At 59.1% G+C, this 24881-nt stretch carries 26 protein-coding genes; 7 read left to right on the plus strand and 19 right to left on the minus strand.

The annotated features are described in order from the left end of the window. Nucleotide 1 precedes the first annotated feature (1 nt). Nucleotides 2-592, minus strand: coding sequence for a flavodoxin (locus HXW87_RS17150; RefSeq protein WP_239776908.1), 591 nt, complete (start codon nucleotides 590-592; stop codon nucleotides 2-4). Then, nucleotides 589-1578, minus strand: coding sequence for an aldo/keto reductase (locus tag HXW87_RS17155; RefSeq protein ID WP_182401148.1), 990 nt, complete (start codon nucleotides 1576-1578; stop codon nucleotides 589-591). The genes HXW87_RS17150 and HXW87_RS17155 overlap by 4 nt, the downstream gene beginning before the upstream one ends. 320 nt (nucleotides 1579-1898) lie before the next feature. Between HXW87_RS17155 and HXW87_RS17160 the strand changes: the two genes are divergently transcribed. Then, on the plus strand, nucleotides 1899-2570 hold the full coding sequence (locus tag HXW87_RS17160) for a lipopolysaccharide kinase InaA family protein (protein WP_121185473.1): 672 nt from the start codon (nucleotides 1899-1901) through the stop codon (nucleotides 2568-2570). A gap of 130 nt (nucleotides 2571-2700) precedes the next feature. On the opposite strand, the gene HXW87_RS17165 is transcribed toward HXW87_RS17160, so the two are convergent. Further along, nucleotides 2701-3453: an SDR family oxidoreductase gene (locus tag HXW87_RS17165; protein ID WP_047294458.1), complete on the minus strand. Its 753-nt coding sequence runs from the start codon at nucleotides 3451-3453 to the stop codon at nucleotides 2701-2703. Between the two features lie 109 nt (nucleotides 3454-3562). On the opposite strand from HXW87_RS17165, the gene HXW87_RS17170 reads away from it, so the two are divergent. Beyond that, nucleotides 3563-4480, plus strand: a complete 918-nt coding sequence (locus HXW87_RS17170) for a LysR family transcriptional regulator (RefSeq protein WP_041063980.1) — start codon at nucleotides 3563-3565, stop codon at nucleotides 4478-4480. Between the two features lie 62 nt (nucleotides 4481-4542). On the opposite strand, the gene HXW87_RS17175 is transcribed toward HXW87_RS17170, so the two are convergent. From HXW87_RS17175 to HXW87_RS17190, 4 genes are all read right to left on the minus strand, one after another. Beyond that, complete coding sequence (locus HXW87_RS17175) at nucleotides 4543-5460, minus strand: AraC family transcriptional regulator (protein ID WP_239779165.1); 918 nt, start codon at nucleotides 5458-5460, stop codon at nucleotides 4543-4545. An 81-nt stretch (nucleotides 5461-5541) separates the two neighbouring features. Beyond that, nucleotides 5542-5799, minus strand: coding sequence for an Atu4866 domain-containing protein (locus tag HXW87_RS17180; RefSeq protein WP_145598127.1), 258 nt, complete (start codon nucleotides 5797-5799; stop codon nucleotides 5542-5544). A 25-nt stretch (nucleotides 5800-5824) separates the two neighbouring features. Beyond that, complete coding sequence (locus HXW87_RS17185) at nucleotides 5825-6115, minus strand: hypothetical protein (RefSeq protein WP_239776909.1); 291 nt, start codon at nucleotides 6113-6115, stop codon at nucleotides 5825-5827. A 177-nt stretch (nucleotides 6116-6292) separates the two neighbouring features. Next, nucleotides 6293-7057 (minus strand): SDR family oxidoreductase, encoded by a 765-nt coding sequence (locus HXW87_RS17190; RefSeq protein WP_095669160.1) that lies wholly within the window; start codon nucleotides 7055-7057, stop codon nucleotides 6293-6295. A 285-nt stretch (nucleotides 7058-7342) separates the two neighbouring features. Here HXW87_RS17190 and HXW87_RS17195 point away from each other — a divergent pair, with 285 nt between their 5' ends. From HXW87_RS17195 to HXW87_RS17205, 3 genes are all read left to right on the plus strand, one after another. Beyond that, entirely contained in the window at nucleotides 7343-8287 is a 945-nt protein-coding gene (locus tag HXW87_RS17195) for an AraC family transcriptional regulator (RefSeq protein ID WP_239776911.1), read from the plus strand. Nucleotides 8288-8465: 178 nt separating this feature from the next. Then, complete coding sequence (locus HXW87_RS17200; protein ID WP_239776912.1) at nucleotides 8466-9200, plus strand: SDR family oxidoreductase; 735 nt, start codon at nucleotides 8466-8468, stop codon at nucleotides 9198-9200. Between the two features lie 216 nt (nucleotides 9201-9416). Then, nucleotides 9417-9668, plus strand: coding sequence for a hypothetical protein (locus tag HXW87_RS17205; RefSeq protein WP_182401142.1), 252 nt, complete (start codon nucleotides 9417-9419; stop codon nucleotides 9666-9668). Nucleotides 9669-9711: 43 nt separating this feature from the next. Here the strand turns inward: HXW87_RS17205 and HXW87_RS17210 are convergent, their stop codons facing one another. Both HXW87_RS17210 and HXW87_RS17215 read right to left on the minus strand, forming a co-directional pair. Further along, entirely contained in the window at nucleotides 9712-10614 is a 903-nt protein-coding gene (locus HXW87_RS17210) for a bestrophin family ion channel (RefSeq protein WP_239776914.1), read from the minus strand. 164 nt (nucleotides 10615-10778) lie between these two features. Beyond that, nucleotides 10779-12068, minus strand: a complete 1290-nt coding sequence (locus HXW87_RS17215; RefSeq protein ID WP_239776916.1) for a carbohydrate porin — start codon at nucleotides 12066-12068, stop codon at nucleotides 10779-10781. Here HXW87_RS17215 and HXW87_RS29510 point away from each other — a divergent pair. Further along, nucleotides 12067-12189 carry a hypothetical protein gene (locus HXW87_RS29510; protein WP_256198910.1) on the plus strand — a complete coding sequence of 41 codons (123 nt, stop codon included), beginning with the start codon at nucleotides 12067-12069 and terminating at the stop codon, nucleotides 12187-12189. The two genes, HXW87_RS17215 and HXW87_RS29510, sit on opposite strands and share 2 nt — an antisense overlap. Here the strand turns inward: HXW87_RS29510 and HXW87_RS17220 are convergent. Further along, a complete protein-coding gene (locus tag HXW87_RS17220) occupies nucleotides 12174-14579 on the minus strand; it encodes a glucose/quinate/shikimate family membrane-bound PQQ-dependent dehydrogenase (protein ID WP_047294429.1) in 2406 nt (801 codons plus the stop codon). The two genes, HXW87_RS29510 and HXW87_RS17220, sit on opposite strands and share 16 nt — an antisense overlap. 367 nt (nucleotides 14580-14946) lie before the next feature. Then, nucleotides 14947-15816 carry a LysR family transcriptional regulator gene (locus HXW87_RS17225; RefSeq protein ID WP_239776918.1) on the minus strand — a complete coding sequence of 290 codons (870 nt, stop codon included), beginning with the start codon at nucleotides 15814-15816 and terminating at the stop codon, nucleotides 14947-14949. 182 nt (nucleotides 15817-15998) lie between these two features. Here HXW87_RS17225 and HXW87_RS17230 point away from each other — a divergent pair, with 182 nt between their 5' ends. Then, nucleotides 15999-16766: a TSUP family transporter gene (locus tag HXW87_RS17230; RefSeq protein ID WP_041063962.1), complete on the plus strand. Its 768-nt coding sequence runs from the start codon at nucleotides 15999-16001 to the stop codon at nucleotides 16764-16766. Nucleotides 16767-16817: 51 nt separating this feature from the next. Here the strand turns inward: HXW87_RS17230 and HXW87_RS17235 are convergent, their stop codons facing one another. The 8 genes from HXW87_RS17235 to HXW87_RS17270 all read right to left on the minus strand — a co-directional run bounded on the left by HXW87_RS17235 (nucleotide 16818) and on the right by HXW87_RS17270 (nucleotide 24829). Further along, nucleotides 16818-17261, minus strand: coding sequence for a TspO/MBR family protein (locus tag HXW87_RS17235; RefSeq protein ID WP_047294693.1), 444 nt, complete (start codon nucleotides 17259-17261; stop codon nucleotides 16818-16820). Nucleotides 17262-17317: 56 nt separating this feature from the next. After that, nucleotides 17318-19507, minus strand: coding sequence for an ATP-binding protein (locus tag HXW87_RS17240; RefSeq protein WP_239776929.1), 2190 nt, complete (start codon nucleotides 19505-19507; stop codon nucleotides 17318-17320). Nucleotides 19508-19665: 158 nt separating this feature from the next. Continuing rightward, entirely contained in the window at nucleotides 19666-21204 is a 1539-nt protein-coding gene (locus HXW87_RS17245) for a cryptochrome/photolyase family protein (RefSeq protein WP_239776931.1), read from the minus strand. Nucleotides 21205-21229: 25 nt separating this feature from the next. Beyond that, nucleotides 21230-21535, minus strand: a complete 306-nt coding sequence (locus tag HXW87_RS17250; RefSeq protein WP_047294422.1) for a DUF6482 family protein — start codon at nucleotides 21533-21535, stop codon at nucleotides 21230-21232. A gap of 14 nt (nucleotides 21536-21549) precedes the next feature. Further along, nucleotides 21550-22260, minus strand: a complete 711-nt coding sequence (locus HXW87_RS17255; protein WP_239776940.1) for an SDR family NAD(P)-dependent oxidoreductase — start codon at nucleotides 22258-22260, stop codon at nucleotides 21550-21552. After that, nucleotides 22257-22799 carry a DUF3833 domain-containing protein gene (locus HXW87_RS17260; protein WP_239776942.1) on the minus strand — a complete coding sequence of 181 codons (543 nt, stop codon included), beginning with the start codon at nucleotides 22797-22799 and terminating at the stop codon, nucleotides 22257-22259. The genes HXW87_RS17255 and HXW87_RS17260 overlap by 4 nt, the downstream gene beginning before the upstream one ends. A 106-nt stretch (nucleotides 22800-22905) precedes the next feature. Continuing rightward, entirely contained in the window at nucleotides 22906-23466 is a 561-nt protein-coding gene (folE, locus tag HXW87_RS17265) for a GTP cyclohydrolase I FolE (protein ID WP_047294417.1), read from the minus strand. 238 nt (nucleotides 23467-23704) lie between these two features. Further along, nucleotides 23705-24829, minus strand: coding sequence for an alkene reductase (locus tag HXW87_RS17270; protein WP_095669172.1), 1125 nt, complete (start codon nucleotides 24827-24829; stop codon nucleotides 23705-23707). Nucleotides 24830-24881 lie beyond the last annotated feature (52 nt).

Consider the following 24881-nt stretch of genomic DNA (forward strand, 5'->3'; position numbering starts at 1 on the left):
ATTAACGCGTGAGGGGGTGATCGCTCAGCCAGCCATTCACGCGCTCCATGGTCTTGCGCTCTTGCTCACCCTCCATCACAAAACCTTCCAGAACCTTAGTCTTCGGCGCGTGCTTGACGAGCACGCTGCGACTGTTGCCCAAGCCATAACCGCCGTGGGTGTTGAAGGGGATGAGGGTCTTGCCGGTCAGGTCGTGGGCGCTGAGGAAGGTGCGCACGATCGGCGGCGCGGTTTCACCCCAGATCGGAAAGCCGAGATAAATCGTGTCGTAGTCGCTGAGGGCGTGAACCTTGTTTTGCAGTTCGGGTACGTAGCCGCTGTCACGTTCCTGACGCGCCTGCTCGACGGTTTGCAGATAGTCCTCGGGGTAGGCGTGGGCCGGGCGAATCTCGAACAGATCGGCACCCAGCCCACGCTGGATCAGCCCGGCAACCACGCGGGTATTGCCCGAGCGCGAAAAGTACGCGACCAAAATCCGCGAGCCTGAGCGCGGTGTTTCACTGGCGCCTTGCGTGTCGGCGAGCGACAGCAGCGGAGCGCTGGCCAGTGCGGCGATCACCGTGCGCCGCAGCGGATCGTGATCGTTGCTCATCGACCGACACGCGCTTTAAGGGCCTCGGGATAGCGCTCGCCTTCGATGCGGATCTGCGCCAGCGCAACATCAATCGCCTTCAGCTCGGCGGCATCGAGCGTGATGTCCGCGCCGCCGAGGTTTTCTTCCAGGCGATGCAGTTTGGTCGTGCCCGGAATCGGTACGATCCACGGCGCTTGCGCCAGCAGCCAGGCCAAAGCGATCTGCGCCGGCGTGGCGTGTTTCTGCGCGGCGATCTGGCGAATCAATACCACCAGCCCCTGATTGGCTTGCAGCGCCGCTTGGCTGAAGCGCGGCACGATGCTGCGGAAATCGTCGCTGCCGTAAGTGGCCTCCGCCGACACCGTGCCCGTGAGAAAGCCCTTGCCCAAAGGGCTGAACGGCACGAAGCCGATGCCCAACTCCCAAAGCGTCGGCAGGATTTCCTGTTCGGGCTCGCGCCACCACAGCGAGTATTCGCTTTGCAGCGCCGTGAGCGGCTGCACCGCGTGCGCACGGCGAATGGTCTGTGCACCGGCCTCCGACAGGCCGAAATGCTTGACCTTGCCTTCGCTAATCAGGTCTTTCACCGTCCCGGCGACGTCTTCGATCGGCACGTCCGGATCGACGCGGTGTTGGTAAAGCAAATCGATGTAGTCGGTTTTCAATCGGCGCAGCGAACCTTCGACGGCGACCCGAATACGTTCGGGCCGGCTGTCCAGAGTCTGCTTTGTATTGTCGGCACCGACGGCGAAGCCGAATTTTGTGGCGATCACGACCTGGTCACGAACCGGGGACAGCGCCTCGCCGACGACTTGCTCATTGAGATAAGGGCCGTAGAACTCGGCGGTATCGAAGAAGGTGACGCCTAGATCAACGGCCGTGCGAATCAGCGAGATCGCTTGCGGCGTTTCTGTCGCTGGACCGTAGCCATGGCTCAAGCCCATGCAGCCAAAGCCCAAAGCTGACACTTGCAGTGAACTGTTTCCGAGTGTGCGCTTGTGCATGTCGATCTCCCGTCAGACGTTGGGAGCACAGTAAGCGAGCTGATTTAAGGGCACTAGAGGGGTAAATCGGCAAGGGTTTATGAGGCTCACTCATCAGTCACTCGATGTGTCGACCGCGCTCTGCCGGCATCTGTATGTGAGCAAAGGTCTCCCTGAAGGGATAAACACCGTCAATAGCCAATTTCTGTCACATCGTTGCGTAAAAGCCTCAAGATGGCCCTAACATCCGCGATAAATAGGGAACTATTAACGTCCACAAATAGACTGAGCTGCTGTTGCGACGTCGCACGAAACAATTTCTACAAAAAATGGAGCACACAATGGGCAGGGCACGCGATGAGTTTGATTTTTGGTGGGGTACGTCCGGGTCGTGGGTGGAGCCCCCGAATGTGCGCCGCAGCGGCACCAGCGGTGTCCAGCTGATTGTTCAAGGTGACAAGACGTTTTTTGTAAAGCGTCAGACCGGCCATTTGTTCCGCAGTCTGCGTTACCCCACTGGCCGACCCACCGCATTGCGTGAAGGCGTTGCCCTTTCAAGACTCGAGCAACTGGGCGTGAATGCACCAAGGCCGGTATTTTATGGTGCGAGAAAAGTTGACGGTCTATGGCAGGGTGTTCTGGTTACCGAAGACCTGGGCGGCTTCATCGATCTGGATACCTGGTATGGCCAGGGCGCTGCAAGCCTGTTGACCACAACGCAACATCTGCGACTGCTTGAACGTTTAGCGCAAATGCTGGCGCGGCTGCACTCGGGCAAATGGCAGCACGGTTGCATGCGTTCCAAACACATCTTTATCAAGGCCTCGATTACCGACGCTGACTTCGATTTCGAACTGGCGCTGCTTGACCTGGAGAAGTCTCGCGGTCGTGCTACGGCAATGGGCGCGGCGCGTCACGACATTCCTCAACTCAGACGGCATTCTTTCTGGGATGAGTCGCAGTGGCGGCATTTCCTTTCCTGCTACGAGCAAGCCCTTGGCAGAACCCTGTAAGACGGTAGTGCGGCAGTGACTCCAGCTCAATCTGCGTCTGACAACAGCACCAGCGAACGCCGTCCGGGTTGGTACTGGGCGCGTTCAGGTGTGGGTTGGCGGGCGACCGCAACAGTCGCCCGCTGACTGCTCAGATTTGCGCCTGGCCGCCGTCAACAAACAGCTCGATACCGTTGACGAAACTGGCGTCATCCGAGGCCAGGAACAACGCGGCGCTGGCAATTTCATCAGCCTCACCGACGCGCCCCATGGGGATCAGCGACGCCAGGTAGTCGAGCAAGCCCTGCTGTTGAGCGGCATCAGGGCCGGCCAAATCAACCAGGCCAGGCGTGCGGGTGGCGCCGGGGCTGATGGTGTTGATGCGCACCTGGCGGTCTTTCAAATCCAGAATCCAGTTGCGGGCAAATGAGCGCACGGCGGCCTTGGACGCGGCGTACACACTGAAGGCGGCGGTGCCCGAGCTGCCCGCCGTAGAGCCGGTGAGAATCACCGAGGCTTTTGGGGCCAGCAGCGGCAGTGCCTTTTGCACAGTGAACAGCACGCCTTTTACGTTGCGATTGAAGGTGTCGTCGTACTGCTGCTCCGTGATGTCACCCAGTGGCAGCATGGATCCACCGCCGGCATTGGCGAACAGCACATCGATCCGACCGTGGGTCGCGCCAATCTGGCGATACAACGCGTCCAGCTGATCAAGGTTGGTGGAATCCACCTGCACGCCGGTGGCGTTGCCGACCGCGGTAACAGCGGCGTCCAGTTCGGCTTGGCGACGGCCGGTGATATAGACATGAGCGCCTTCTTGAGCGAAGCGTTTGGCGGTGGCCAGACCGATGCCCGTAGTGCCGCCGGTGACCAATGCAATTTTGCCTTCGAGTTTGTTAGTCATGGTGTTTCTCCCGTATTTCGATTGAGTGAGTTGCGGTGTGGGAGAAGCTTATCGACGAAGAAAAGCTTTCAAAATAGAATTGTCTGAAACCTATCGTTGCAGAAATGAAATGAGCAGACTTCCGGATTTCGAAGGGTTGGCAATGTTTGCCAAGGTGGCCGAAGAGGGCTCGTTCGCCGGCGCGGCGCGCGTCATGAGCGTGTCGGTGCCAACGGTATCGCGGGCGGTCGCGCGGTTGGAGGCGCGCCTGGGTGGGCGCTTGTTCAACCGTACGTCGCGGCAACTGGCACTTACTGAATTCGGCGCGAGCATGGCGGCCAAGGCGGGTGAGATTTATCGGCAGGCTGAAGAGGTGGAAAGCGAGGCTCAGGATTTGTCGGTCCAGCCCCGCGGCCAAGTACGATTGGCGATACCCATGTCGTTTGGCTTGCGTTGGGTGGCACCGCTGATGCCGCAGTTGCTGCGCCAGTATCCCGAGCTGTCGATTGATCTGCACCTTTCAGATGCCTCGGTAGACCTGATCGCCGAGGGCTTCGATGCCGCTTTGCGCATCGCCGTATTGCCGGATTCCTCGCTGGTTGCACGGCGCCTGTGTGCCGTCACTCAATACCTGGTCGCTTCACCGGCTTATCTGGATGCTCATGGCCATCCTGGCCACCCCCGCGAACTCGCGTCCCGCACGTGCCTGAGTTATGCCTACCGCGCCCGCAGCCAAGTGTGGCGGTTCACCCATCAAGACGGCAGCGAAGAAGACGTGGTGCCCAGCGGCCCGCTGAGAGTGACCAACTCGGATGCATTATTGCCGGTGTTGCTTGAGGGCTTGGCTATCGCCGAACTGCCGGAGTTTATTGCCAGCGAGTACTTGAAAGACGGACGCTTGGTGGTGGTGCTACCGCAATGGAGCATGGCCCGTGGCGGCCTGTATTTCGTCACCCCCTCGGCGCGTACACGGCCGGTAAAAATCAAAGCGCTGTCGGACTTTTTTGCCGAACATTTAAGCCAGCCCGAATGGCGATGGCCGTCATGAAAAATGCCGTGCAATGACTTCAGCATCAGCTCGAGGCCACCCATTCGCCGCCGGTCAGTCGTTCACGCAGGGAGGCGCACTCGGCTGGCATCTCTTGATGGCGGACACCCGAACTGACGACTGTATTCCCGGCTGAATTGCGAGGGGCTTTCGTAGCCCACTCGATAACAGGCACTCGCCACATCCAGCCCTTCGCCGAGCAGCAGACGGCGGGCTTCCTGCAGGCGCAGTTGTTTCTGATACTGCAGCGGACTCATGGCCGTCACTGCCTTGAAGCGATGATGCAAGGTGGAGTTGCCCAGATTGGCGACCCGGGCGAGTTCTTCAATGCGCAAGGGTTGGGTGTAGTGGTTGTTCAACCAATCGATCGCCCGCGTTACCCGACGCGTTTGCGAGTCACCGAGGGCAAGCTCATACAGACGACGTCCGTGTACGCCCCGCAGCAGGCGGTAATACAGCTCCCTCAATGCCAGAGGCGCGAGCATGCCGATGTCTTTCGGTGTTTCCAGCAGCCGGACCAGCCGCAGCATGGTTTCCAGCAGGGGTACATCGACTTTTTCCAGGAACAGGCCAAGCTCCGGCTCGTCCGGGACGCCCGCCGGAGGGGCATCGGCGATGACCTGCGCAATTTCCGTGGCCTCGAAATCAAAGCGGATACACAGGTAGGGCGCCTCCGGACTGGCCATCAGCACACGCCCGGACACTGGAAGCGTCACCGATACCACCAGGTAACTCAGCGGGTCGTACAGGTAATGGTCGTCACCCAGGCCGATTTCCTTTTGTCCTTGCACGATCAGGCACAGTGCCGGCTTGTGCACGGTATGGATAAGCTCTGAGGGGGCGTCGAAACGGATGACATGCAAGGGCGCTATCGCGGTTTCATAGACTCCGGGCGTGGAAAAGCGCTGTGTCAGCAGGCGAACCAGTTCGTCACGGTAGATGGCTGTGTTTTGCAGAATGAAAGCATCGCTCTGTTCCATTTCAAGGCTCTCACAAGTATTCATGAGCGTCTGCCCTGAACTGTCCAGGCAGACGACATTCATCCGACATCATCAAAGTGCTCATTGCCGATAGAGGATCATGCCGGCGTGATAGAGCACGTCGTCATGAAAATGCCCGTCAGCGGTGAAGCCGGTGTCGTCCCAGTACTGGATGTAATCACCGACCAGTTCGTAGCGGCCCTGATAGGCGCTCTTATTTTTACCACGGGCCTCGTCGTAACGCCCAGTCGTCAGAAGCTCGTGACGGATGAATCCGTCAGCGGTGACCCACATGCCCGCGTAACGATGATCCTGAGTGGTTTTCCTGGCATTTTTCATCAGTTTTTCTCCGCGATTGTCCGGCTTAGCAGATACGACCCAAAGCCGTGTGATCAGAGCCGTCTTCGGCCACGCGAAACCCCGGTGTGCGGTCACTTCCGCCTTCACTTACGCGCATGCCGGGGGTGCGGTCCGAGCCGTCTGCGGCAACGCGGAACCCTGGTGTGCGGTCACTTCCACCCTCACTCACACGCATGCCGGGAGTTCGATCAGCACCATCAGCGGCCAGGTTAAGGCCGATGGCGGAAAGGTTCATCGCGCAGGCCAGCATCGCGCTGATCACCAGTGAAAGGGAAAGCCGTTTTGCGTTTTTCATTGTTCAGTCCTCATTGACGTTGTTCATTCTGAGTGGCCTGCCGTGGCCTGTGTCTGCATCCGTTGCGTGCTTTCAGATTACGTAGGCGAGCCGGGCGGTGTTAGGACGAAACTGCCGCAGATTTGCCTGATCCTCTCGGGCTTGTCGGGCATGTCGTGCGGCGCCTTGTGCTGCGGCTCAGCCGGCCGTGACAGTCATGCCACCGTCGGCCATGACCACCGAACCGACCATGAAACTGGCGCGATCCGAGGCGATGAAGGCGACCACTTCGGCGATCTCTTCCGGCTGGGCGGCGCGACCGATTGGTGCGGCCTCGCCATGTTGGGCGAGAAACGCAGGGCCATCGTCGACCACATTGTTGAGGATGTTGGTCACCACATCGCCGACGCCAACGGCGTTGACGCGGATGCCGTGGCCAATGACCTCAAGCGCCAGGGTGCGCGTCAGTTGCGCGAGCGCGCCTTTGGAAGCGGTGTAGGCGGCAATGGTGGGGAAGGCGAAGTAAGAGGCGTAGGAGGCGATGTTGACGATCGATCCGGATTTGTTGGGCATCATCGCTTTGACGGCCTCCCGGCTATGCAAAAATGCCGCGGTGGCATTCACTGCCTGAATCCGTTCCCAGTCTTCGCGGGTCATGTCGATGACCAATTTGTTGATGATGATGCCGGCGTTATTGACCAGAATGTCCAGCCGGCCGAATTGCTCGACGGCCAGGGCGACTGCGCGCTCGGCGGTACCGTCCTGCGAGATGTCAGCCACCAGTGGCACCAGACCTGGGCGGGCCAGCGCTTCCACCTCAGGGTTTATATCTTCGGCAATGACCTGAGCGCCACGGGCATGCAGCAGCAGTGCGATGGCCTTGCCGATGCCACTGGCCGCGCCAGTGACCAGCGCGACTTTACCGGCCACTTCGTTTGGGGTGCTGTTCTTGATATCAGTCATGATGTTCTCCAGCGTTTTGATCAAGTAGGGATAAGCCGTGCTGGCGCTTGCAAGGCGCTGTCATCGGCGACGGGTCTACTGTCTCGCAGCGGGCGGAGGTCGGCGTTCGTGAGATTGCCCAAACTGTCGGGGTTATGCGCCGAATGTCAGTGAGGGCGGTTCAGTGCTCGATTCAACCCACGGGAAAAGCCCGATATCATTGAGCCGGTCTACGTGACGCGGAGTACGGACAAGCCTATGAGACTTGCCTGGCTTTGCACCGCAGAATCCGCAAAGGACGATTTCATGGCCAATACCGGACGCACCTCCCAGGAACCGATGTCGACGTCATCTCGTGACCTGCGCATCACCGGCGAGTCAATGGCTGACTACCTGCCAGGCGAGCCGCAGGCGTTACCATCACGCCTGGAAATCAAGGACATTGTCATTGCGCTGTTTACCCATCGCAGCGTCAGTGAGCCCATTCTTGTGCCTGCAGTGGTGGAACCGCTGCTTGTTCTGGTTCTGGCGGGGGCGGCGAGGGTGGAGGAGCGCGCACTCGGTGGAGAGTGGGAAGCTGCGGAGGTCAGTGCCGGCGATTTTTTCCTCACCAGCTCCGATGAGCCCTATGAAATGCGTTGGCAGACGCATGAAGGCGATACCTTCGAAGTCATGCACCTTTATCTGGGACTGCCGTTGTTCGAGCAGGCGTCTCGGGAACTGTCAGGTGAGCACGCCGAGCCTGTGCGCTTGCGCGATGTTTCAGGGGCGCGTGACGAGCGCGTCGCTTTTGTCATGGAGCAGTTGCGTACTGAACTGGTCACTGAACGCTCGCCAAGTGCCCTTTTTTCCCGCTCCCTGGCGCAGGCACTGGCCGTACATCTGGTGCGCAGCTATCGCGCCGAAAGCCAGCCCGGGCGCCGGGTGAACGCTTTGCAAGCCTACAAGTTGCGCAAAGTCACTGACGCCATGAGTGCGCATCTGGACGCTGATTTCAGCCTGGCAAAGCTGGCCAGTCTTGCCGAACTGAGCGAGTACCACTTCAGCCGCCTGTTCAAACGTGCGACCGGGACTTCGCCGTCGCAGTACTTCATTCGCTTGCGCATGATTCGTGCGCGACACCTGCTGCTGGAAACCCGCCTTAGCATCATCGATATCGGACTCGAGGTCGGTTACTCAAGCCCCAGTCACTTCTCTCAGGTCTTTCGGCGTGAAGTGGGCGTAACCCCCAGCGAGTTCCGTGGGGCCTGAGCGGCGCTTCATTACAAATGTGCGGCGATGCACACAGACACGAATAGGCAAAAGTTGCGCAGGTTTCGGCACGCGTCGAGCAGGTCTGTGCCCTTAATCTTTTCGACACACCCAGCAGCAACGACCGCCCTCTGGTGGTCAGTGCTGAACTTCAATGCAGACAGCAGGAGCTACGGATATGTCGAACATTCAAAACAAAGTCGTCCTGATTACCGGTGCAAGCAGTGGCATTGGCGAAGCGGCAGCCAGGTTGATCGCCGCCAAAGGCGCGCATGTGGTCCTCGGTGCCCGCCGTACCGAGCGTCTGGACAAACTGGTCAGCGAGATCCACGCCGAAGGTGGCTCAGCAAGTGCCTGTGCACTGGACGTTACGGATCTGCAATCGATGCACGCATTCGTGGCATTCGCCAAGGCGCAACACGGCAAGGTCGATGTGATCATCAACAACGCGGGCGTGATGCCGTTGTCTCCACTGGCCTCGTTGAAGGTCGACGAATGGAACCAGATGCTTGATGTCAACGTTCGTGGCGTACTGCACGGTATTGCCGCCGTCTTGCCGGACATGCAGGCACAAGGTTTCGGTCAGGTGATTAATATCTCATCGATTGGGGGCCTCGCGGTTTCCCCGACAGCAGCGGTGTACTGCGCGACCAAATTCGCCGTCAGGGCGATCTCGGATGGTTTGCGCCAGGAAACGGACAAAATCCGCGTCACTGTGGTGTGCCCGGGGGTTGTTGAATCCGAATTGGCGGACACGATTTCGGATGAAGTGGCCCGCGAAGAAATGAAAGCCTTCCGGCGTGTGGCGCTCAATGCAGATGCCATTGCGCGAGCGCTCGCCTATGCCATCGAGCAGCCTGACGATGTTGATGTCAGTGAGGTTGTGGTTCGTCCGACCGCCAGCCCGCACTGAGTGGTCTTGGACGCAAGGTGATTCGGAGGCAATCGTGCTCTGGTGCGTGCTCGGCACACAAGTCACGCACCAGACACGTCTGGGTCATTGCCCCTGACCGCCGCCAAGGCGCTGTGTCGAGTCAAATAATCTGAACCCCGCCCGAACGCCCACGCCTAACGATCAGCTTGTGTTTATTCGCACAGGCCCGGTGCCAATACCGGCACATTTCGAGAGGTGGTCAACGTGGCTAAAGACGAGAAGAAAAGCAAAAAAGACGATGCTTCGAAAGCCAGCAAGGACTTGAAAGACAAAAAGTCCTCGCCGGAAAAGAAATCGGCGGCAGCCTCGACGCTTTCCAAGTCTTCCGACAAGAAAGACAAGACGAAAGACGCCGAACCGAAAAAATCTGCCAAGAAAGCCGATAGCAAGCCGGAAAAGGCCAAGGACGCAAAGAAGGCTGACAAGCCGGCGAAAAAGAAAAAGTAATACCTGCGACTCGCCAGGGCGTCATGCCCTGGCGTGCATGTGTTTAAACAGTCGCTTCAACCCTGCGCGCATCCCCCAATGAATCACGCTGCATCGACTGCAGGTTTTTCTCGATGGTTTCGCACAGGGCCTCCATCTGAATCTGGTGCTCGCTGTGGCGAAACGGGCTTTGCAGGTCGGTGCCGATGCGTTCGATGGCCAGCAACATGAAGCCCACCACGGTCGAGGCGAGCGGGGTGAACCAGCCCAGCGACTCCACCAGTCCAACCGGCACAATCAGGCAGAACAGCGAAATAAACAGGCGCGGGAAATACACGTAAGGGTAGGGCAGCGGGGTATTGGCGATCCGCTCCATCCCGCCCTGGCTGTTGGACAGCTCGACCATGGTCGATTCCAGCCGCGCCAGGCGAATGCTGTCCAGACGCCCGGCCTTGTATTCCCGGGCCAGCAACGATGCGGAGCCGGTGAGGATGTCGTTGGCGAAGTTGTTGGTGGTGCCGCTGCGGGCGAACTCATCTGCCGGGATGAACGCGCGGACTTCCTCCGGGCAAGGCTGACCTTGCAGGTGCGCGGCGAGGCAATTGACGTACGCCACATGGCGGCGCAACAGTGTCGCCTTCACCGGGTTGATTTCGTTTTGCGGATCATCCAGCAGCGTCAGCACCTGCCGGGCGAAGCTGCGCGAGCTGTTGATCATCATGCCCCAAAGGGTGCGCGCTTCCCACCAACGGTTGTACGCGCTGCTGTTGCGAAAACTGATCAGCACCACCAGCGCCGAACCCAGCAGCGTCAGGGGCATCAGTGGCAGATTGATCTTGGCGTTGAGGAACAACATGAAGTCGACGGTGACGGCGATGTCCCAGAGCAACAGCCAGAACAGCGACCAGCCCACGTAGCCCATGGTCTTGATGATCAAGCGGTATTTTTTGACGATGGTGGCTTTCAAGCGGAAACCTCGTGGCGAGCGGTAAGCGTTAACGCCTTAGCTCCGACGCAGGTTTGGGGGTAAAGGTTCGGTGTTGACTGAGCATCTTGGTTACGACAATTGTCAGGCAATAAAAAACCCGGTCATTACGCCGGGTTTTTTATTGCCTGCAGTTCTGCAAGAAGTCAGAGCGAAGCTTTCACCTGTAAACCAAACACCAACGCATTGTCGATGTCCTGCCCGGAAAACGCGCCCGGTTCGATGATGTATTGCAGGTTCGGGCGCAGTGTCAGCCAAGGCGTGGCCTGGTAGCCGTAGCCGAGTTCGATCAACTGCTCTCCACTGTCCAGATTCGGGAACTGCGTGCCGTTGGCAATGGCGGCGTCCTGCTGCACGTCGCGGCTGCGCGGGTTAGGCACGGCGCGACCGTAGCCCAGAGCGACGGTGTCACGCGGGCGACCTTCGAACGGTTTGTACAGCACCAGACCGGTGCCGTACCACTTGCTGAATGGCGAAGCTGCTTCACTGGCTGCCGAGTATTGGCCGAACGCATGCAGGCTGCGGCCCTCGGACGTTGGCGAACTCCATACGGCTTGATCGATCAGCAGGTAGTGACCGCCACGGCCGGAGACTTCTTTGTCGCTGCCGATGCGTTTCACGTCGGAGCTGTCGTAGTAGTAACCCAGCTTGTATTCGCCGGGCAATTGGCCCGCGTGCTTGTACACCAGTTCGATCGGCACCACGGTGCCAGTGGTGTGTTTCGGGCCCAGATGCCAGGCACGGCTGGAATTGCCGTTGCTTTCCGGATCGACGTTGAACGCGGCCACGCGCAGTTGCCACGATGGCGACAAGTCGTACTTCACCCGCACGCCCAGGTGAGCGTTGGGGTAGTTGGTCCAGCCGCTGCCGCCGGACATGTTCAGCGGATGGCCGCAGAAACCGGCGTTCATGAAGTTGCACAGGATGCCGCTGTCGAGGCCGCCGAGGTCGTTGCCCATGGCCATGTAACCGAGCTTCACGTTGAGCGCCGGGGTGAACAGGCTGCGCTCATAACTCAGTTCGGTCAGGCGGGTGTAGAGGCCGCCGTAGTTTTCCTGGATCGGCAGACGGTTGCCAACCAGGTCTTCGGAGGCGCTGTTGCCGCGGCGGTCGTTGATGGTCAACTGGACCTTGCCGGCGTTCTCTACGCCATACAGCTTGCTCAGGTCGAACTGGGCACCGAGCTTGATGTTCTGCGAGTAACGGCCGGAGCGATGCAGGCCGCCATCGGCGTTGTAAGCCATTTCACCGGTGTAATCGCCGGTGAATTTGATGCCGTCTTGGTCCATCTGGTGGCGCAGACCGCCCCAATCGCCGGTCAGGGTGTTGCGGGTCAACAGGTTTGAATCGGTATCGGCGAAGGCGGGCAGGGTGGCGCTGCAGGTCAGGCCCAACAGCACGCCGTTGACCCAGCCGTTACGAGTAAAACCAAACATGGAGATCTTCCTGCTCAAAGCGGTAGCGATATCGGAAAGCGGCGCGGCACCCTCAGGTGCCGCGCGCAAAAAGAAAGCGCCCGTGTTCAACACGGGCACTGCGGTTTACGGCAAGGCGTAAGCCATCACGTAGTCGCCACGGTCGGTCGACTGACGCGCGCCGCCAGCGGTGACAACGATGTACTGCTTGCCGGTTTTCGGCGAAACGTAGGTCATCGGGCCGCCCTGGCTGCCGACCGGCAGACGCGCTTTCCAGATTTCCTCGCCGTTGCCGCTGTTGAAGGCGCGCAGGTAGAAGTCCTGAGTACCGGCGATGAAGATCAGGCCACCCTGGGTCGACAGGGTGCCGCCGAGGGTTGGCAGACCGATCTTGATCGGCAGGTGCATGCGGATGCCCAGAGGACCGGTGTCTTCAACGGTGCCAACCGGAACCTGCCAGGCGACTTTCTGGGTCTTCATGTCGATCGCAGTCAGGGTGCCGAACGGCGGCGCCTGGCAAGGAATGCCGGCCACCGACAGGAAGCGGTTTTTGTTCACCGCATACGGCGTGCCTTTGAGCGGTACCGCGCCCATGCCGGTGTTCAACGCTTCGCCACCGGACGAGGCTTGAGCCTTGTTCTGCGACGGAATCATCTGGATCCACAGACCCAGGCGCATGTCGTTGACGAAGATGAAACCGTGGACCGGGTCAGTGGAGAGGCTGCCCCAGTTCATGCCGCCCAGCGAACCCGGGAAACTCAGCGATTTGTCGGTACCCGGCGCGGTGTACAGGCCGTCGTAACGCATAGATTTGAAATCGATCCGGCACAGCAACTGGTCGTACGGGGTGGCGCCCCACATGTCCGACTCAGTCAGGTGCTGGGCACCGATCTGCGGCATGCCCACCGATTTCGGCTGGGTTGGCGAGTACGGTTCATTCGGGATGTTCGCGGCTTTGACCGGGACTTCTTTAACGTCGGTCAATGGCTTGCCGGTGGCGCGGTCGAGCACGTAGATCTGCCCGGCCTTGGTGCCGATGACCAGCGCCGGAACGGTTTTGCCGTCCTTGGTGAAGTCGATCAGGCTTGGCTGCATCGGCAGGTCGAAGTCCCAGAGATCGTTGTGCACGGTCTGGAACACCCAGCGTTCATCACCGGTGGTGGCGTCCAGCGCGAGCACCGAGGCGCCGTAGGTGTGATCGAGTTTGCTGCGCTCGACACCATAGATGTCGGTGGACGAGCTGCCCATCGGCAGGAACACGGTGTTGGTCGCCGGGTCGTAGGACATCGGCGCCCAGCTGTTCGGCGTGCTGCGCACATACGTGCTGCCATCGGCCGGGGCCTTTTTATCCTGCGGATTGCCCGGGTCGAACGCCCAGCGCATGGCGCCGGTGATCACATCAAAACCACGGATCACGCCACCCGGCATGTCGGTTTGCACGTTGTCGGCCACACGACCGCCGACCACCACAGTGGTACCGGCCATCAACGGAGCGGAGGAGAGCTGATAGTAGCTGTCCGGCACATCGCCCAGACCGGCCTTCAGATCAACCTGGCCATTGTTGCCGAAACCCTGGCAGAACTCGCCGGTGTCGGCATCGACCGCGATCAGGCGAGCGTCGATGGTGTTGGTCAGCAGACGGCGCTGGCAATTGGCGGCAGGCGCCGGTTTGGCTTCAATGATGCTCGAATTGCTTGGCTGAGCGATGGCTTTGGTGGCATCGAAATAAGCCATGCCACGGCAACGCTGCCAGACTTTCGATTTGGCGTTGATCGCGTTCTTCCACAGCTCTTTGCCAGTGTCAGCATCCAGCGCGATCAGGTTGTTGTGCGGGGTGCAGATGAACACCTTGTTGCCGATCTGCAGCGGGGTGAGCTGGTCTTCGGCACCGTTGCCATCGCTCTCGGCGACGTCACCGGTGTGGTAGGTCCACGCCACTTTCAGTTTGTCGACGTTGTTGCGGTTGATCTGGTCCAGCGCAGCAAAGCGGCTGCCGCCTTCGGTATTACCGTAATGCGCCCAGTCTTTTTGCGCCTTGTCTGGCTCAACCGGGGTCAGGCCCGGGCCCGTGCCGGTGGCAGCGACAGTCGGATGCGCGACGAACATGTTGCCGGCAGCCACCGCCAGCCCCACGGCCAGGACAGCGGCAACGCCGTAAGCGCCACGCCCCGGCACGCCACCGTTGGCGCGCTTGAGCAGCGGGTAGACCAGCGCCACCACCAGGCCTACGGCGCTGAACATGAACAGGCGGGAGAACACCGGCCAGAACACCAGCCCGGCATCGCTCACCGCCCAGATTGCGGTGCCCACCAGAAATGCCGCGAACAGCCAGGCGCCGGCCGTCTTGAAGCGAGCGATCAGCAAACCGGAAACGGCCATCACCAGACCGCCCACGAGGAAGTACCACGACCCTCCCAGGCTGACCAGCTTCACTCCGCCAGCCGCAAGTGCCAGGCCGAGCAGGGCGATGATCACCCCCAGCCCGACCAGAATGAATTTTGATATGCCCGAGAGGCGTTGACTCTGCTTCACGTTGAATGTCCCGTTGAAATGAGGCGTGCATTATATAGTTAGGTAACTACCTAGTTAAATCACTAATTCAGAATGAGGCATAGATCAACGCGGCTACGCGGGTTTGCGGGCAGTCCTGAGCGCTCACGGGACCGGCAAGGGCTGATCGAGCGTGAGGCAAAGTCGCAATTACGTCTGGTTGAATGGGATTTTTGACAGGTGTCAATCAACAGGAGGGAGAGTGAATCGATAAACGCCGATTCGACGTGCCAGGCATCAACCGACGTACGGCTGCTGCCGTTTCGACTCACGAGAACGAAGGCAAAGAAAGGACAACACGCCTGGCAGGCACTGAGATCAGTGGGCGCGCAAAACTGTAAAAATGACGTCAGACGTCCTTGAATTCCTCTACGAGCAGCTCCGCAAATTTTTCTTTTGCTCGATGAGGTCCACTGTTTTTATTCCATATAAAATAATTCTGTATTGGGTGCAGGTCGTCAAATACATGGCCGCTTATGTCACCGATCCTGCGAAACTGTTCAAAAACGCCTCTGGGCACTAACGAAACACCCGCTCTAGAGCTGACACACCCAAGAATGGTGCCGTAACTGGCGATGCTTGTTACAGGACTAACAACACCATGCGCTTGCAGCCAGTTTTCCAGCGCCTTTCTATAAGGACAGCCTTCAGGCCACATGAATATATCTGTGCCACTCAAGTCCTGCGGATTATGCACGTGCCCCGCAGCTGAAGAGGCAATCAATACCAGTTCTTCCATGTAGATTTCGATACTTTCAATATCAGGATGATCCGGATTGACAGCAATGATGGCACCGTCGAGTTTATGATCAACCACATCATTCAATAACTGCGACCAGTCACCTGTGCTGAACTGCATTTGCACAGACGGATAGAGTTGATGAAACTTTGAGAGCAACTTGGGCAGTCTGCCGGTGGCCGATGACTCTATTGCCCCGATCTTCAAGAGTCCTGACGGCGCCGCCGCAGGATCGAGCGCTCTTTGTGATTCCTGGCATAAAGACAGGATTTTGTTTGCGTACCCAAGAAATAATCTACCGGAAGGGCTGATAACAAGCCCCCGGCCTTTCCTGATAAACAAAGATACCCCAAGTTCTTTTTCCAGAAGTTTGATTCTGTTGGTAATGTTGGACGGCACACAGTGCAGTAATTCAGAGGCGCGAATGATACTTCCGTGATCCGCTACAGTCTTGAACATAGTAAGTTGAGAAAGCTCCATGCCATTGCTCACTTATGATGAATGATTTGATCACTATAAGTCACTTGTTGAAACCCATCAAGTCACCTATTTTTCAAAGTCTGATCTGATTGTTGAAATTTAAATCAGCGGGTTAGCGGGAAATGATCCGGAGATTTTCATGTTGCTTTGCGAAGAGTTTCAGTCCCGAAAGGATCTCCTGAATGGATTTTGAACAAGCGTTGTTCGCTTTAGGCTTTTTTGCATTCTGTGGTGGTTTGATAGATGCAGCGGTAGGTGGTGGCGGGCTTGTACAGCTGCCAGCACTTTTGCATGCGCTTCCTCAATATAGTTTGGCAACCGTATTTGGGACCAATAAGCTGGCGGTTCTTGCGGGCAATCTTTCTTCGATATACAGCTATACCAAAAGAATAAAAATTGTCTGGAAACTGATGCTGCCCACCATGCTGTCGGCATTCGTTTTTGCGTTCATTGGCGCGTTTTCAGTGTCAATCGTTCCCAAAAAAATCATGGAGTTCGTTGTTTTTTTTGTTTTGATAGCGATGGCGATCTATACGTTCGCGGAAAAAAGATTAGGCCTGATCAGCACTGAATTTCATTGCGGAACAAAGGAAATTGCGTGGGGCATTTTTTTTGGTGGCTTGATTGGTTTTTATGACGGCGTCTTCGGTCCGGGTAGCGGCAGCCTTCTGCTATTCATTTTCGTCAAATATTTTGGCTTTGATTTTTTAAATGCCTCCGCCTCCGCAAAGCTGGTCAATCTGGGCACGTTCTGCGCGGCGCTCATGTTTTTTGTACCAACGGGAAATGTTCTGTGGGCGGTAGGTGGCGTCGTAGCACTGTGCAATATTGCCGGCTCCCTGACTGGAGTTTTTCTGGCACTGCGGTATGGCAGTGGCTTTATTCGGATCTTTTTCCTGATTCTGCTGGTTTTCCTGATTGGCAGAATGGGGCTGTCTCTATTTTCATAGATGAAATCCAACCCCTTCAGCACTCCAATGAACATTGGCTGTTGCGCTTGATCACCCACGGTTGTTGCGCAAAATCGAGAAATTCAACGCCGCTGCCACACACAACCAGGCCAGATAAGGAAACAGGATCAGCCCGGTGATCACATCCAGGCGCATCGCCAGAAATACCATTGCCGCGACTACCAGCCACAACACCAACAGAATCACCATGGCGGCCAACACCTGATGCGCGCCGAAGAACACCGGCGTCCACAGCGTGTTCAAGGCGATCTGCGCGGCCCATAGCGCCAACACGGTCTGACTGCCGGGAATCAGGCTCAAGCGATAACCGGCCCAGGCCAGCAATAGATAGATAATCGTCCAGGCCACCGGAAACGCCCAATTGGGTGGGGTAAATCCGGGTTTATTCAGCCCTTCGTACCATGGCCCGGGTTTGAAAATCACCCCGGTACTTGCCGCAGCGCCGCACGCGATCAGAAAAATCAGAAACGTCACCATTTTTCACTCCTTGGCCGCAGCCACTCTCTCTGGATTCATACCGCCGCAGCGGATTATTCGGACTTCGTTGCCAGCAGGTCACTGACCCGCGCCACCAGCGTGTCGACGGCAAACGGCTTGGTCAGCACCTGCATGTTCGGGCCCAATTGACCGGCACCAATCACCGCGTTTTCTGCGTACCCGGTAATGAACAGGGTCTTCAGATTCTGGCGGATTTCCCGGCCGGCATCGGCCAGTTGCCGACCGTTCATGCCACCCGGCAAGCCGACGTCGGTGATCAGCAAGTCGATGTGAATGTCGGAGCGCAACATCTTCAGCCCGACCACGCTGTCAGCGGCCTCTATCAAGGTGTAGCCGAGATCGCCGAGCACGTCAGTCAGCAACGCACGCACCGTAGGCTCGTCGTCTACCACCAGAATGGTCTCGCCTGCCTTGGGCAAGGCGGCCGGCGCGTTGCCCTTGTGATCCTGATTCGGCACCGGTTCGCCATGGTAGCGAGGCAGATAAATGCACATTTCTGTGCCCCGGCCGACCTGCGAATGCACGCGCACCTGGCCGCCGGATTGCTTGGCGAAACCATAGATCATCGACAGTCCTAGCCCCGTGCCCTGGCCCAACGGTTTGGTGGTGAAGAAGGGGTCGAAGGCCTTGGCGATGACATCGGCGGTCATGCCGGTGCCGGTATCGGTCACGCACAGGCACAGGTATTCGCCCTCTGGCATGTCCAGGGTGCGCGCAGTCTCGCCGTCCAGCGTGCGGTTGGCGGTTTCGATGGTGATGCGCCCACCGTCCGGCATCGCATCGCGCGCGTTGATGCACAGATTGAGCAGAGCATTCTCCAACTGGCTGGCATCCACCAGCGTTGGCCAAAGCCCCGGCGCGGCGCGGGTTTCCAAGACGATGCTGGGGCCTACCGTACGCTGGATCAGTTCGGTCATGCCGGTCATCAGCGTGTTGACGTCGGTGGGACGCGGATCGAGGGTCTGGCGTCGGGAGAACGCCAGCAGCCGGTGGGTCAGGGCGGCTGCACGCTTGACCGCGCCCTGGGCGGTCATCATGTACTTGTCGACTTCGTTCAGTCGTCCCTGGCTGATGCGTGCGCCCATCAACTCCAGTGCACCGGAAATGCCGGCCAACAGATTATTGAAGTCATGCGCCAAGCCTCCGGTCAACTGGCCGACGGCCTCCATTTTCTGCGACTGACGCAGTTTCTCTTCGGCTTGCATCAGCTCTGAAGTGCGCGATGATACGCGCTGCTCCAGCGTATCGTTGAGCGCGCGCAACGCGGCGATGGCGCGGTCGCGCTCCGCTTCGACATTGCGCCGTTCCTCGACATCGATCAGCACGCCGGGAAAGCGCAGCGGCGTTCCATCGTCTGCACACTCAACCCGGCCGTTGGCCTCGATCCACTGGTACTTGCCGTCCGTGCGACGCACGCGGTACTGATGGGAGTAGGCGCCACCGCGGCCGATGGCTTCGTTGATCGCGCTGGTCAGTCCATCGCGGTCTTCGGGATGCACGGTCACCATCACTTGTTCGAGGCTGAGCCCTTCGCGGCCCAGTGCAGGGTCGAGGTCAAACACTCGGGCAAACGCCTCGTCCACGGCAAAGCGGTCGGTGAGCAGGTCCCAGTGCCAGGTGCCGATAATGGCCCCGGCGGCGAGCGCCAGTTGCACACGCTCGACGTTCTCCCGCGCGATGGCCTCGCTGGCTCGCAAACGCTCCTCGGCGTCACGCCGCTGGGTGACGTCGTTGAACAGAATGGCGATCTGCCGGTCGGCCGGATCGCCGACACGCACGGCGCGTACGTCGAACCAGCGCTCGAAGGTGTTGGCGTAATTCTCGAAGTTCGCCGGTTCCCCGGTCTTGGCTACATGGCCGTAGGTTTCAAACCAGAAGCTTTCCAGATTGGGCGCGAACTCGGTCACCCATTTACCGCGCAGGTTGACGCCGCACTGATGTTCGAACGCCGGATTGGCTTCGACAAAGTAGTAATCGACCGGCTTGTCGTCAGCGTCGAATTTGACCTTGACGATGGCAAACGCCGATTCGATGGTTTCCAGAATGGTGATGAAGCGAGCCTCGCTGCGGGCGAGTGCGTCCCGACTGGCTTGCAGTTGCGCCGCCATGTCGCGCTCGAGGTCAACGTCCTGGGTGTCGACCTGAGTGCTTTGAAGCGCCGCGCGCAATCGCCTGACTTCTGACTCGAGCGCTTCGCGACTAAGGTGTTCAAGGGTATCCATGTGACCTGCTTTGTTGAATGTTCAGGGGCTGGCTGCATAGAGCGCGTAAGCACAACACGAGCAGTGTCATTGCGCTCTCAGGGGACTCGAGCGCCGATCATCCGTTGACCGGGCGCGTTGTGCTTAAGTTTCACCACCGGCGCAAGCGAGCGCTCATTTCAGATCGATTCGCCTTTATCCAGACGCGCCAACAGGTTCTGCCCGCGTTGCCACAGCGCCTCCTGCTTAGCTGACGGCATGCGGTCGAGGTTCTTGTACATCATCGCCATGCGCTGATTGCCGCGCAGCTGCTCACCATGGCGCATCAGAAAATGCCAGTACAACGCATTGAACGGGCAGGCATTGTCCGCCGTACTTTCGCTGACTTTGTAGGCGCAGCCGCGGCAGTAGTCAGACATGCGATTGATGTATTGGCCACTGGCGCAATAGGGTTTGGAACCGAGGTAACCGCCGTCGGCATGCATGACCATGCCCAGCGTGTTGGGCAGTTCGACCCAGTCGAAGGCGTCCATATAGATCGCCAGGTACCATTCACAGATCTGGCTCGGCGCAATGCCGGCGAGCAGGGCGAAATTGCCGGTGACCATCAGCCGCTGAATGTGGTGCGCGTAGGCATGCTGCAGACTCTGGCCGATGGCCTGGCGCATGCAGTTCATCTGCGTGGCACCGGTCCAGTAGAACTCCGGCAGTGCACGGCTGTTGCCGAAGGCGTTGCCCAGTGCGTAGTCCGGCATTTTCAGCCAGTACACGCCGCGCACGTATTCCCGCCAGCCGATCAGTTGCCGAATGAAGCCTTCGGCAGCATTCAGGGCAATCCTGCCGGCCCAATAGGCCGACTCGACGTCGCTGCACAACCGCCGCAAATCCAGCAGGCCGATATTGAGCGCGGCGCTGATGCGTGCATGAAACAGGAACGGTTCGTCACTGGCCATGGCGTCCTGATAGTCACCGAAACCCGCCAGGCCATAATCGAGAAAATAGTCCCACAGCGCCTGCGCGTCGGCATGGGTGACCGGGTAATTGAAATCATCGAGTGCGCCGTAGTGCTGGCTGAAGCGCGCCTGCACCAGATCCAGCACCTCGCGGGTGATGACGTCGTTACTGAAACGGATCGGGTAGGGGGCTTTCACGCCTTTGGGCAGGGACTTGCGATTCTCGGCATCGAAGTTCCACGCACCGCCCACCGGCGTGCCGTCGCCATTGAGCAGCAAGCGACTCTTGCGGCGCATCTCGCGATAAAAGAACTCCATGCGCAACTGCTTTTTCCCCGCAGCCCAGGCGGCGAACTCGGCGCGACTGCACAAAAAACGCGAATCGGCGTGCCAACAAACGGGCAGGCCACAATCCTTGATCGATTGTTCCAGGCGCCAGTCACCGCACTCGGTGACGTGCACTTGCTCGACCTGCAAGCGCTGTTGCCAACGGCGTAATTCTCCCGGCACCGAACCGCTGTTGTGCGGATCATCCAGCGTCACGTATTCGACACGGATGCCCTGATCTCGCAACGACTGGGCGAAGTGGCGCATGGCGCTGAAGATCAGGGCAATCTTTTGCGGATGGTGCGGTACATGGCTGGCTTCTTCCATGACCTCGACCAGCAGCACGGTGTCGCGCTCGCTGTCGAGCGTCTGCAAGGAAGCCAGATCGAACGACAGCTGATCGCCCAGCACCAGGCACAACCGACGATTCGGGTTCATTCAGTGCAGTCCGGCAGGATTCGTTTCATAACGGCGTGGCCAGCGAAAAAGGAATGCGCAGCTCTTCGACCGGCCCGGTATCACGGCCACACATTTCGTCGTGCACGCATTGCTGCACCAGCACGCACGGGAATGCCGGCACGGTCTGCAGCAAGTCACGCAGATGGGTGATTGAACGCAGGTGCATGGGTTTGGCCGCGTCGTCGAGCAAGGTGAACTGACCGTGATCCAGGCGAACCCGGGCCAGATAAAAACCACCTTCGAGCGACAGCAACTCCAGCTCACGAATTTCGCTGTTGGCTGCACGTTCGGTCAGGGTTTGCAGATTCATGCTTCACTCCTTGCCTACCAGGGCAGGCGTTGTCCATCGTAGGCAAAGAACTGGCCGCTGTCGGCCGGCGTCAATTGGTCAATCAGGTTCAGTAGCTGTTCAGCGGCAACGTCCGCAGGGCGGGCGCTGGATGCCCCGCGAAAAGGTTGCGACAACCCCGACACGACCGTGCCCGGGTGCAGACTCAGCAAGCGGCTTTGCGGGCGGGTGCGGGCCAGTTCGATCGCTGCGGTCTTGATCAGCATGTTCAGCGCCGCCTTGGAGGCGCGATAGGCGTACCAGCCGCCCAATCGGTTGTCGCCGATGCTTCCGACCTTGGCCGAGAGCAGCGCCATCGCCCCTTGGGGATCAAGCAACGGCAGAAAATGCCGCAACACCATCGCCGGCCCCAGCGTGTTCACTTGAAACACGGCTTGCAGCGCATCGGCTTCGATCGCGCTGTAGCTCTTTTCCGGCTTGATCCGCTCACGATGCAGCAGGCCGGCAGCGTGCACGATCAATTGATAGGGCGCTTGCGCGGCCAGTTCAGCGGCGGCGCTGGCGATCGATTGCGGCTGCTCCAGATCCAGCGCTGGAACGGTATGGCGCCCCAGTTCACGAACGCCGGCACAGCGCGGGTCCTGACTGAGCTGCTGGCAAAACGCGCGGCCGATGGCGCCACTGGCGCCGATCACCAGGGCACGATAATCATCGCCCAGGGAGGCCATGCTGAACGCGCTGTTCATTGGCTGGCTCCGGCACCCTGACGGCGGAAGAACAAGGTCACCTGGCCGACTTCAACCCCGAGCTTGGACATGCGGGTGCGATTGATCAGCGTGTCCTCGTCCATCTGGTACATCCAGTCGTCCATGCTCATTTCATAGGTCGAGCCATCAACCGGCAGGTTCAGGCGATACCGCCAGTGCAGCGCATTGCCGGCCACCTGACCTGTGGCGACGCCCACTACATCACCCGCGCGCCCGCTCCAGCGTCCCTGGCCTTCGGGCGTCAGGGTCCAGACGCGGCGCTGGCGCGTACCGTCGCTGTACAGGAAGTGCTCATCAAGAATCAGGTTGTCACCTTCACGATGGCTGACGATGTTGACCTCGAAGCGCTTGACCACTTCCCCGGAACGCTTCTGAAACATCCCCCAGGCTTTCACCGGTTGGCTGAAAAAACGCTGCAGATCCAACGCCGGCTGCTGATCGGCGTAGCGACTTACATCGACGCTGCCGCAGCTCGCAACGCCGAGTATCAGAGCCAGCAAGAGCACAATTCGGGTCATTGACGTTCTCCCTGAATGCACAGGCAGGAGGGTGAAATTGGAAAGATCGTGCTTGTACAGCCTATTTGCTCTGTACAGGTTTATCGCACCCATCGAGGGTCGAACATCAACTTCGCCGCCCGATCAGTTGCAGAAACTCCTGACGCGTGGTGGTGCTGTCACGAAACGCGCCGAGCATCACCGAGGAAGTCATGATCGAATTCTGCTTTTCAACGCCGCGCATCATCATGCACATGTGCCTGGCCTCGATGACCACGGCCACGCCGGCGGCATCGGTGATCTGCTGGATGGCCTCGGCAATTTGCCGGGTGAGGTTTTCCTGGATCTGCAGGCGCCGGGCGAACATGTCCACCACGCGCGCCACTTTCGACAGCCCGAGCACCCTGCCGGTGGGGATGTACGCCACGTGCGCCTTGCCGATGAAAGGCAGCATGTGGTGCTCACACAAGGAATAGAGCTCGATGTCACTGACGATGACCATCTCATCGCTTTGCGATTCGAACAGGGCGCCGTTGGTGACGTCTTCCAGGCTCATGGTGTAGCCGTTGCACAGATACTGCATCGCTTTGGCCGCACGTTTGGGCGTGTCGAGCAGACCTTCACGCTCGGGGTTTTCCCCGACGCCGACGAGAATTTCACGGTAATGACTGGCTAGTAGTGGGTTCATTCAGGGGACTCGCAGCAGTGCTGTGCGTGAGGGCCAATCCGTAGCGCAAGAGTTGTACGAAATTAAGTTCTTTGTATAGGTTTTACTCAAGATAGGCTGAAAAAATCCGCCTGACAATGAATCGGCAATCTTTTTTATGCAGATGCGAACACCTCACATCGCAGCGTGCGAGGTTGCGCGTTTGGCGCAGAGGGGAAAGCGCTCCCGGGCAGTGGGAGCGCTGGGCGAATTCGCGGAATTATTCGCTGTAGGTCGGGTAATCCACATAGCCTTCGGCATTGCCGCCGTAGACCGTGGCGGGGTTCAGCGGATTGAGCGGCCAGTCATTGGCGATGCGCGCCGGCAGGTCCGGGTTGGCCATGAACGGACGGCCGAACGCCACCAGGTCCGCCAGCCCCGATTCGAGCAATTGCGCGCCGGATTCAGCGTTGTAGCGCCCGGCGTAGATGATGGCGCCGCTGAAGGTGTCGCGCACTGCGCGGCGGAACGTTTGCGGCATCGCGGGCGCGTCGTCCCAGTCCGCCTCGGCGATGGACAGGTAGGCAATCCCCACGTCCTCAAGCACCTTGATCGCTTCGATGTAAGTGGTGTGCGGGTCTTCCTCGACCATGCCCAGATAAGTGCGCGCTTCATCGGTGGTGGTGAACAGCGGCGCGAACCGCACGCCGACTTTTTCCTTGCCGATGCACTCGGCGACACCCGACACCACTTCGCGCAAAAAACGCAGGCGATTGTGCAGCGAGCCGCCGTATTGATCGGTGCGCACATTGCTGTGCGCAGAAATGAACTGGTTCACCAGATAGCCGTTGGCACAGTGCAGTTCGATCCCGTCAAAACCGGCGTCCATCGCATTGCGCGCAGCTTGAATATAAAGCTGAACCAGTGCCTGGACTTCATCAGTGCTCAGCGCTCGTGGTGCGGATGGCTTGACCAGCTCTCCAGCGCCCGGCGTGGTTTCAATGAACACGCTGACCCGTTCAGTCGCGATGGCAGAAGCGGATACCGGGGCCGCGCCGTCGGGTTGCAACGCGGTGTGGGACACACGTCCGACGTGCCACAGCTGGGCGAATATCACGCCGTTCCGGGCATGAACCGCTTCAGTGACTGTGCGCCATCCGGCAATTTGTTCCGGCGTATGAATGCCGGGGGTCCAGGCGTAGCCCTGACCGCGAGGCTCGATCTGCGTGCCTTCGGTGACCAGCAGACCGGCGCCGGCGCGCTGCTGGTAATACTCGGCCATCAATGCGTTGGCGACATTGCCCGGTTGCGTGCTGCGCTGGCGGGTGAGGGGCGGCAGGACGATGCGGTTTTTCAGGGTGTGCTGGCCCAGGGTGAAAGGCGTGAAGAAAGGGCTGTTTTTCATGGAATTCCTGTTTTGGCCTTATTAGACCAGTCGACTAGTAATGCGGCAAAAA

The organism is Pseudomonas sp. Y5-11, assembly GCF_022368695.1.
GTDB classification, from domain to species: Bacteria; Pseudomonadota; Gammaproteobacteria; order Pseudomonadales; family Pseudomonadaceae; genus Aquipseudomonas; species Aquipseudomonas parakoreensis.

Coding starts and splice junctions, on each gene's coding strand:
- HXW87_RS29510 (WP_256198910.1), top strand. CDS start 12,067: ATGGAGATCTTCCTGCTCAAAGCGGTAGCGATATCGGAAAGCGGCGCG.
- HXW87_RS17165 (WP_047294458.1), bottom strand. CDS start 3,453: ATGACTAACAAACTCGAAGGCAAAATTGCATTGGTCACCGGCGGCACT.
- HXW87_RS17180 (WP_145598127.1), bottom strand. CDS start 5,799: ATGAAAAATGCCAGGAAAACCACTCAGGATCATCGTTACGCGGGCATG.
- HXW87_RS17225 (WP_239776918.1), bottom strand. CDS start 15,816: ATGGAGCTTTCTCAACTTACTATGTTCAAGACTGTAGCGGATCACGGA.
- HXW87_RS17270 (WP_095669172.1), bottom strand. CDS start 24,829: ATGAAAAACAGCCCTTTCTTCACGCCTTTCACCCTGGGCCAGCACACC.
- HXW87_RS17215 (WP_239776916.1), bottom strand. CDS start 12,068: ATGTTTGGTTTTACTCGTAACGGCTGGGTCAACGGCGTGCTGTTGGGC.
- HXW87_RS17255 (WP_239776940.1), bottom strand. CDS start 22,260: ATGAACAGCGCGTTCAGCATGGCCTCCCTGGGCGATGATTATCGTGCC.
- HXW87_RS17185 (WP_239776909.1), bottom strand. CDS start 6,115: ATGAAAAACGCAAAACGGCTTTCCCTTTCACTGGTGATCAGCGCGATG.
- HXW87_RS17200 (WP_239776912.1), top strand. CDS start 8,466: ATGTCGAACATTCAAAACAAAGTCGTCCTGATTACCGGTGCAAGCAGT.
- HXW87_RS17150 (WP_239776908.1), bottom strand. CDS start 592: ATGAGCAACGATCACGATCCGCTGCGGCGCACGGTGATCGCCGCACTG.
- HXW87_RS17155 (WP_182401148.1), bottom strand. CDS start 1,578: ATGCACAAGCGCACACTCGGAAACAGTTCACTGCAAGTGTCAGCTTTG.
- HXW87_RS17170 (WP_041063980.1), top strand. CDS start 3,563: ATGAGCAGACTTCCGGATTTCGAAGGGTTGGCAATGTTTGCCAAGGTG.
- HXW87_RS17240 (WP_239776929.1), bottom strand. CDS start 19,507: ATGGATACCCTTGAACACCTTAGTCGCGAAGCGCTCGAGTCAGAAGTC.
- HXW87_RS17175 (WP_239779165.1), bottom strand. CDS start 5,460: ATGGAACAGAGCGATGCTTTCATTCTGCAAAACACAGCCATCTACCGT.
- folE (WP_047294417.1), bottom strand. CDS start 23,466: ATGAACCCACTACTAGCCAGTCATTACCGTGAAATTCTCGTCGGCGTC.
- HXW87_RS17260 (WP_239776942.1), bottom strand. CDS start 22,799: ATGACCCGAATTGTGCTCTTGCTGGCTCTGATACTCGGCGTTGCGAGC.
- HXW87_RS17195 (WP_239776911.1), top strand. CDS start 7,343: ATGGCCAATACCGGACGCACCTCCCAGGAACCGATGTCGACGTCATCT.
- HXW87_RS17245 (WP_239776931.1), bottom strand. CDS start 21,204: ATGAACCCGAATCGTCGGTTGTGCCTGGTGCTGGGCGATCAGCTGTCG.
- HXW87_RS17190 (WP_095669160.1), bottom strand. CDS start 7,057: ATGACTGATATCAAGAACAGCACCCCAAACGAAGTGGCCGGTAAAGTC.
- HXW87_RS17160 (WP_121185473.1), top strand. CDS start 1,899: ATGGGCAGGGCACGCGATGAGTTTGATTTTTGGTGGGGTACGTCCGGG.
- HXW87_RS17230 (WP_041063962.1), top strand. CDS start 15,999: ATGGATTTTGAACAAGCGTTGTTCGCTTTAGGCTTTTTTGCATTCTGT.
- HXW87_RS17250 (WP_047294422.1), bottom strand. CDS start 21,535: ATGAATCTGCAAACCCTGACCGAACGTGCAGCCAACAGCGAAATTCGT.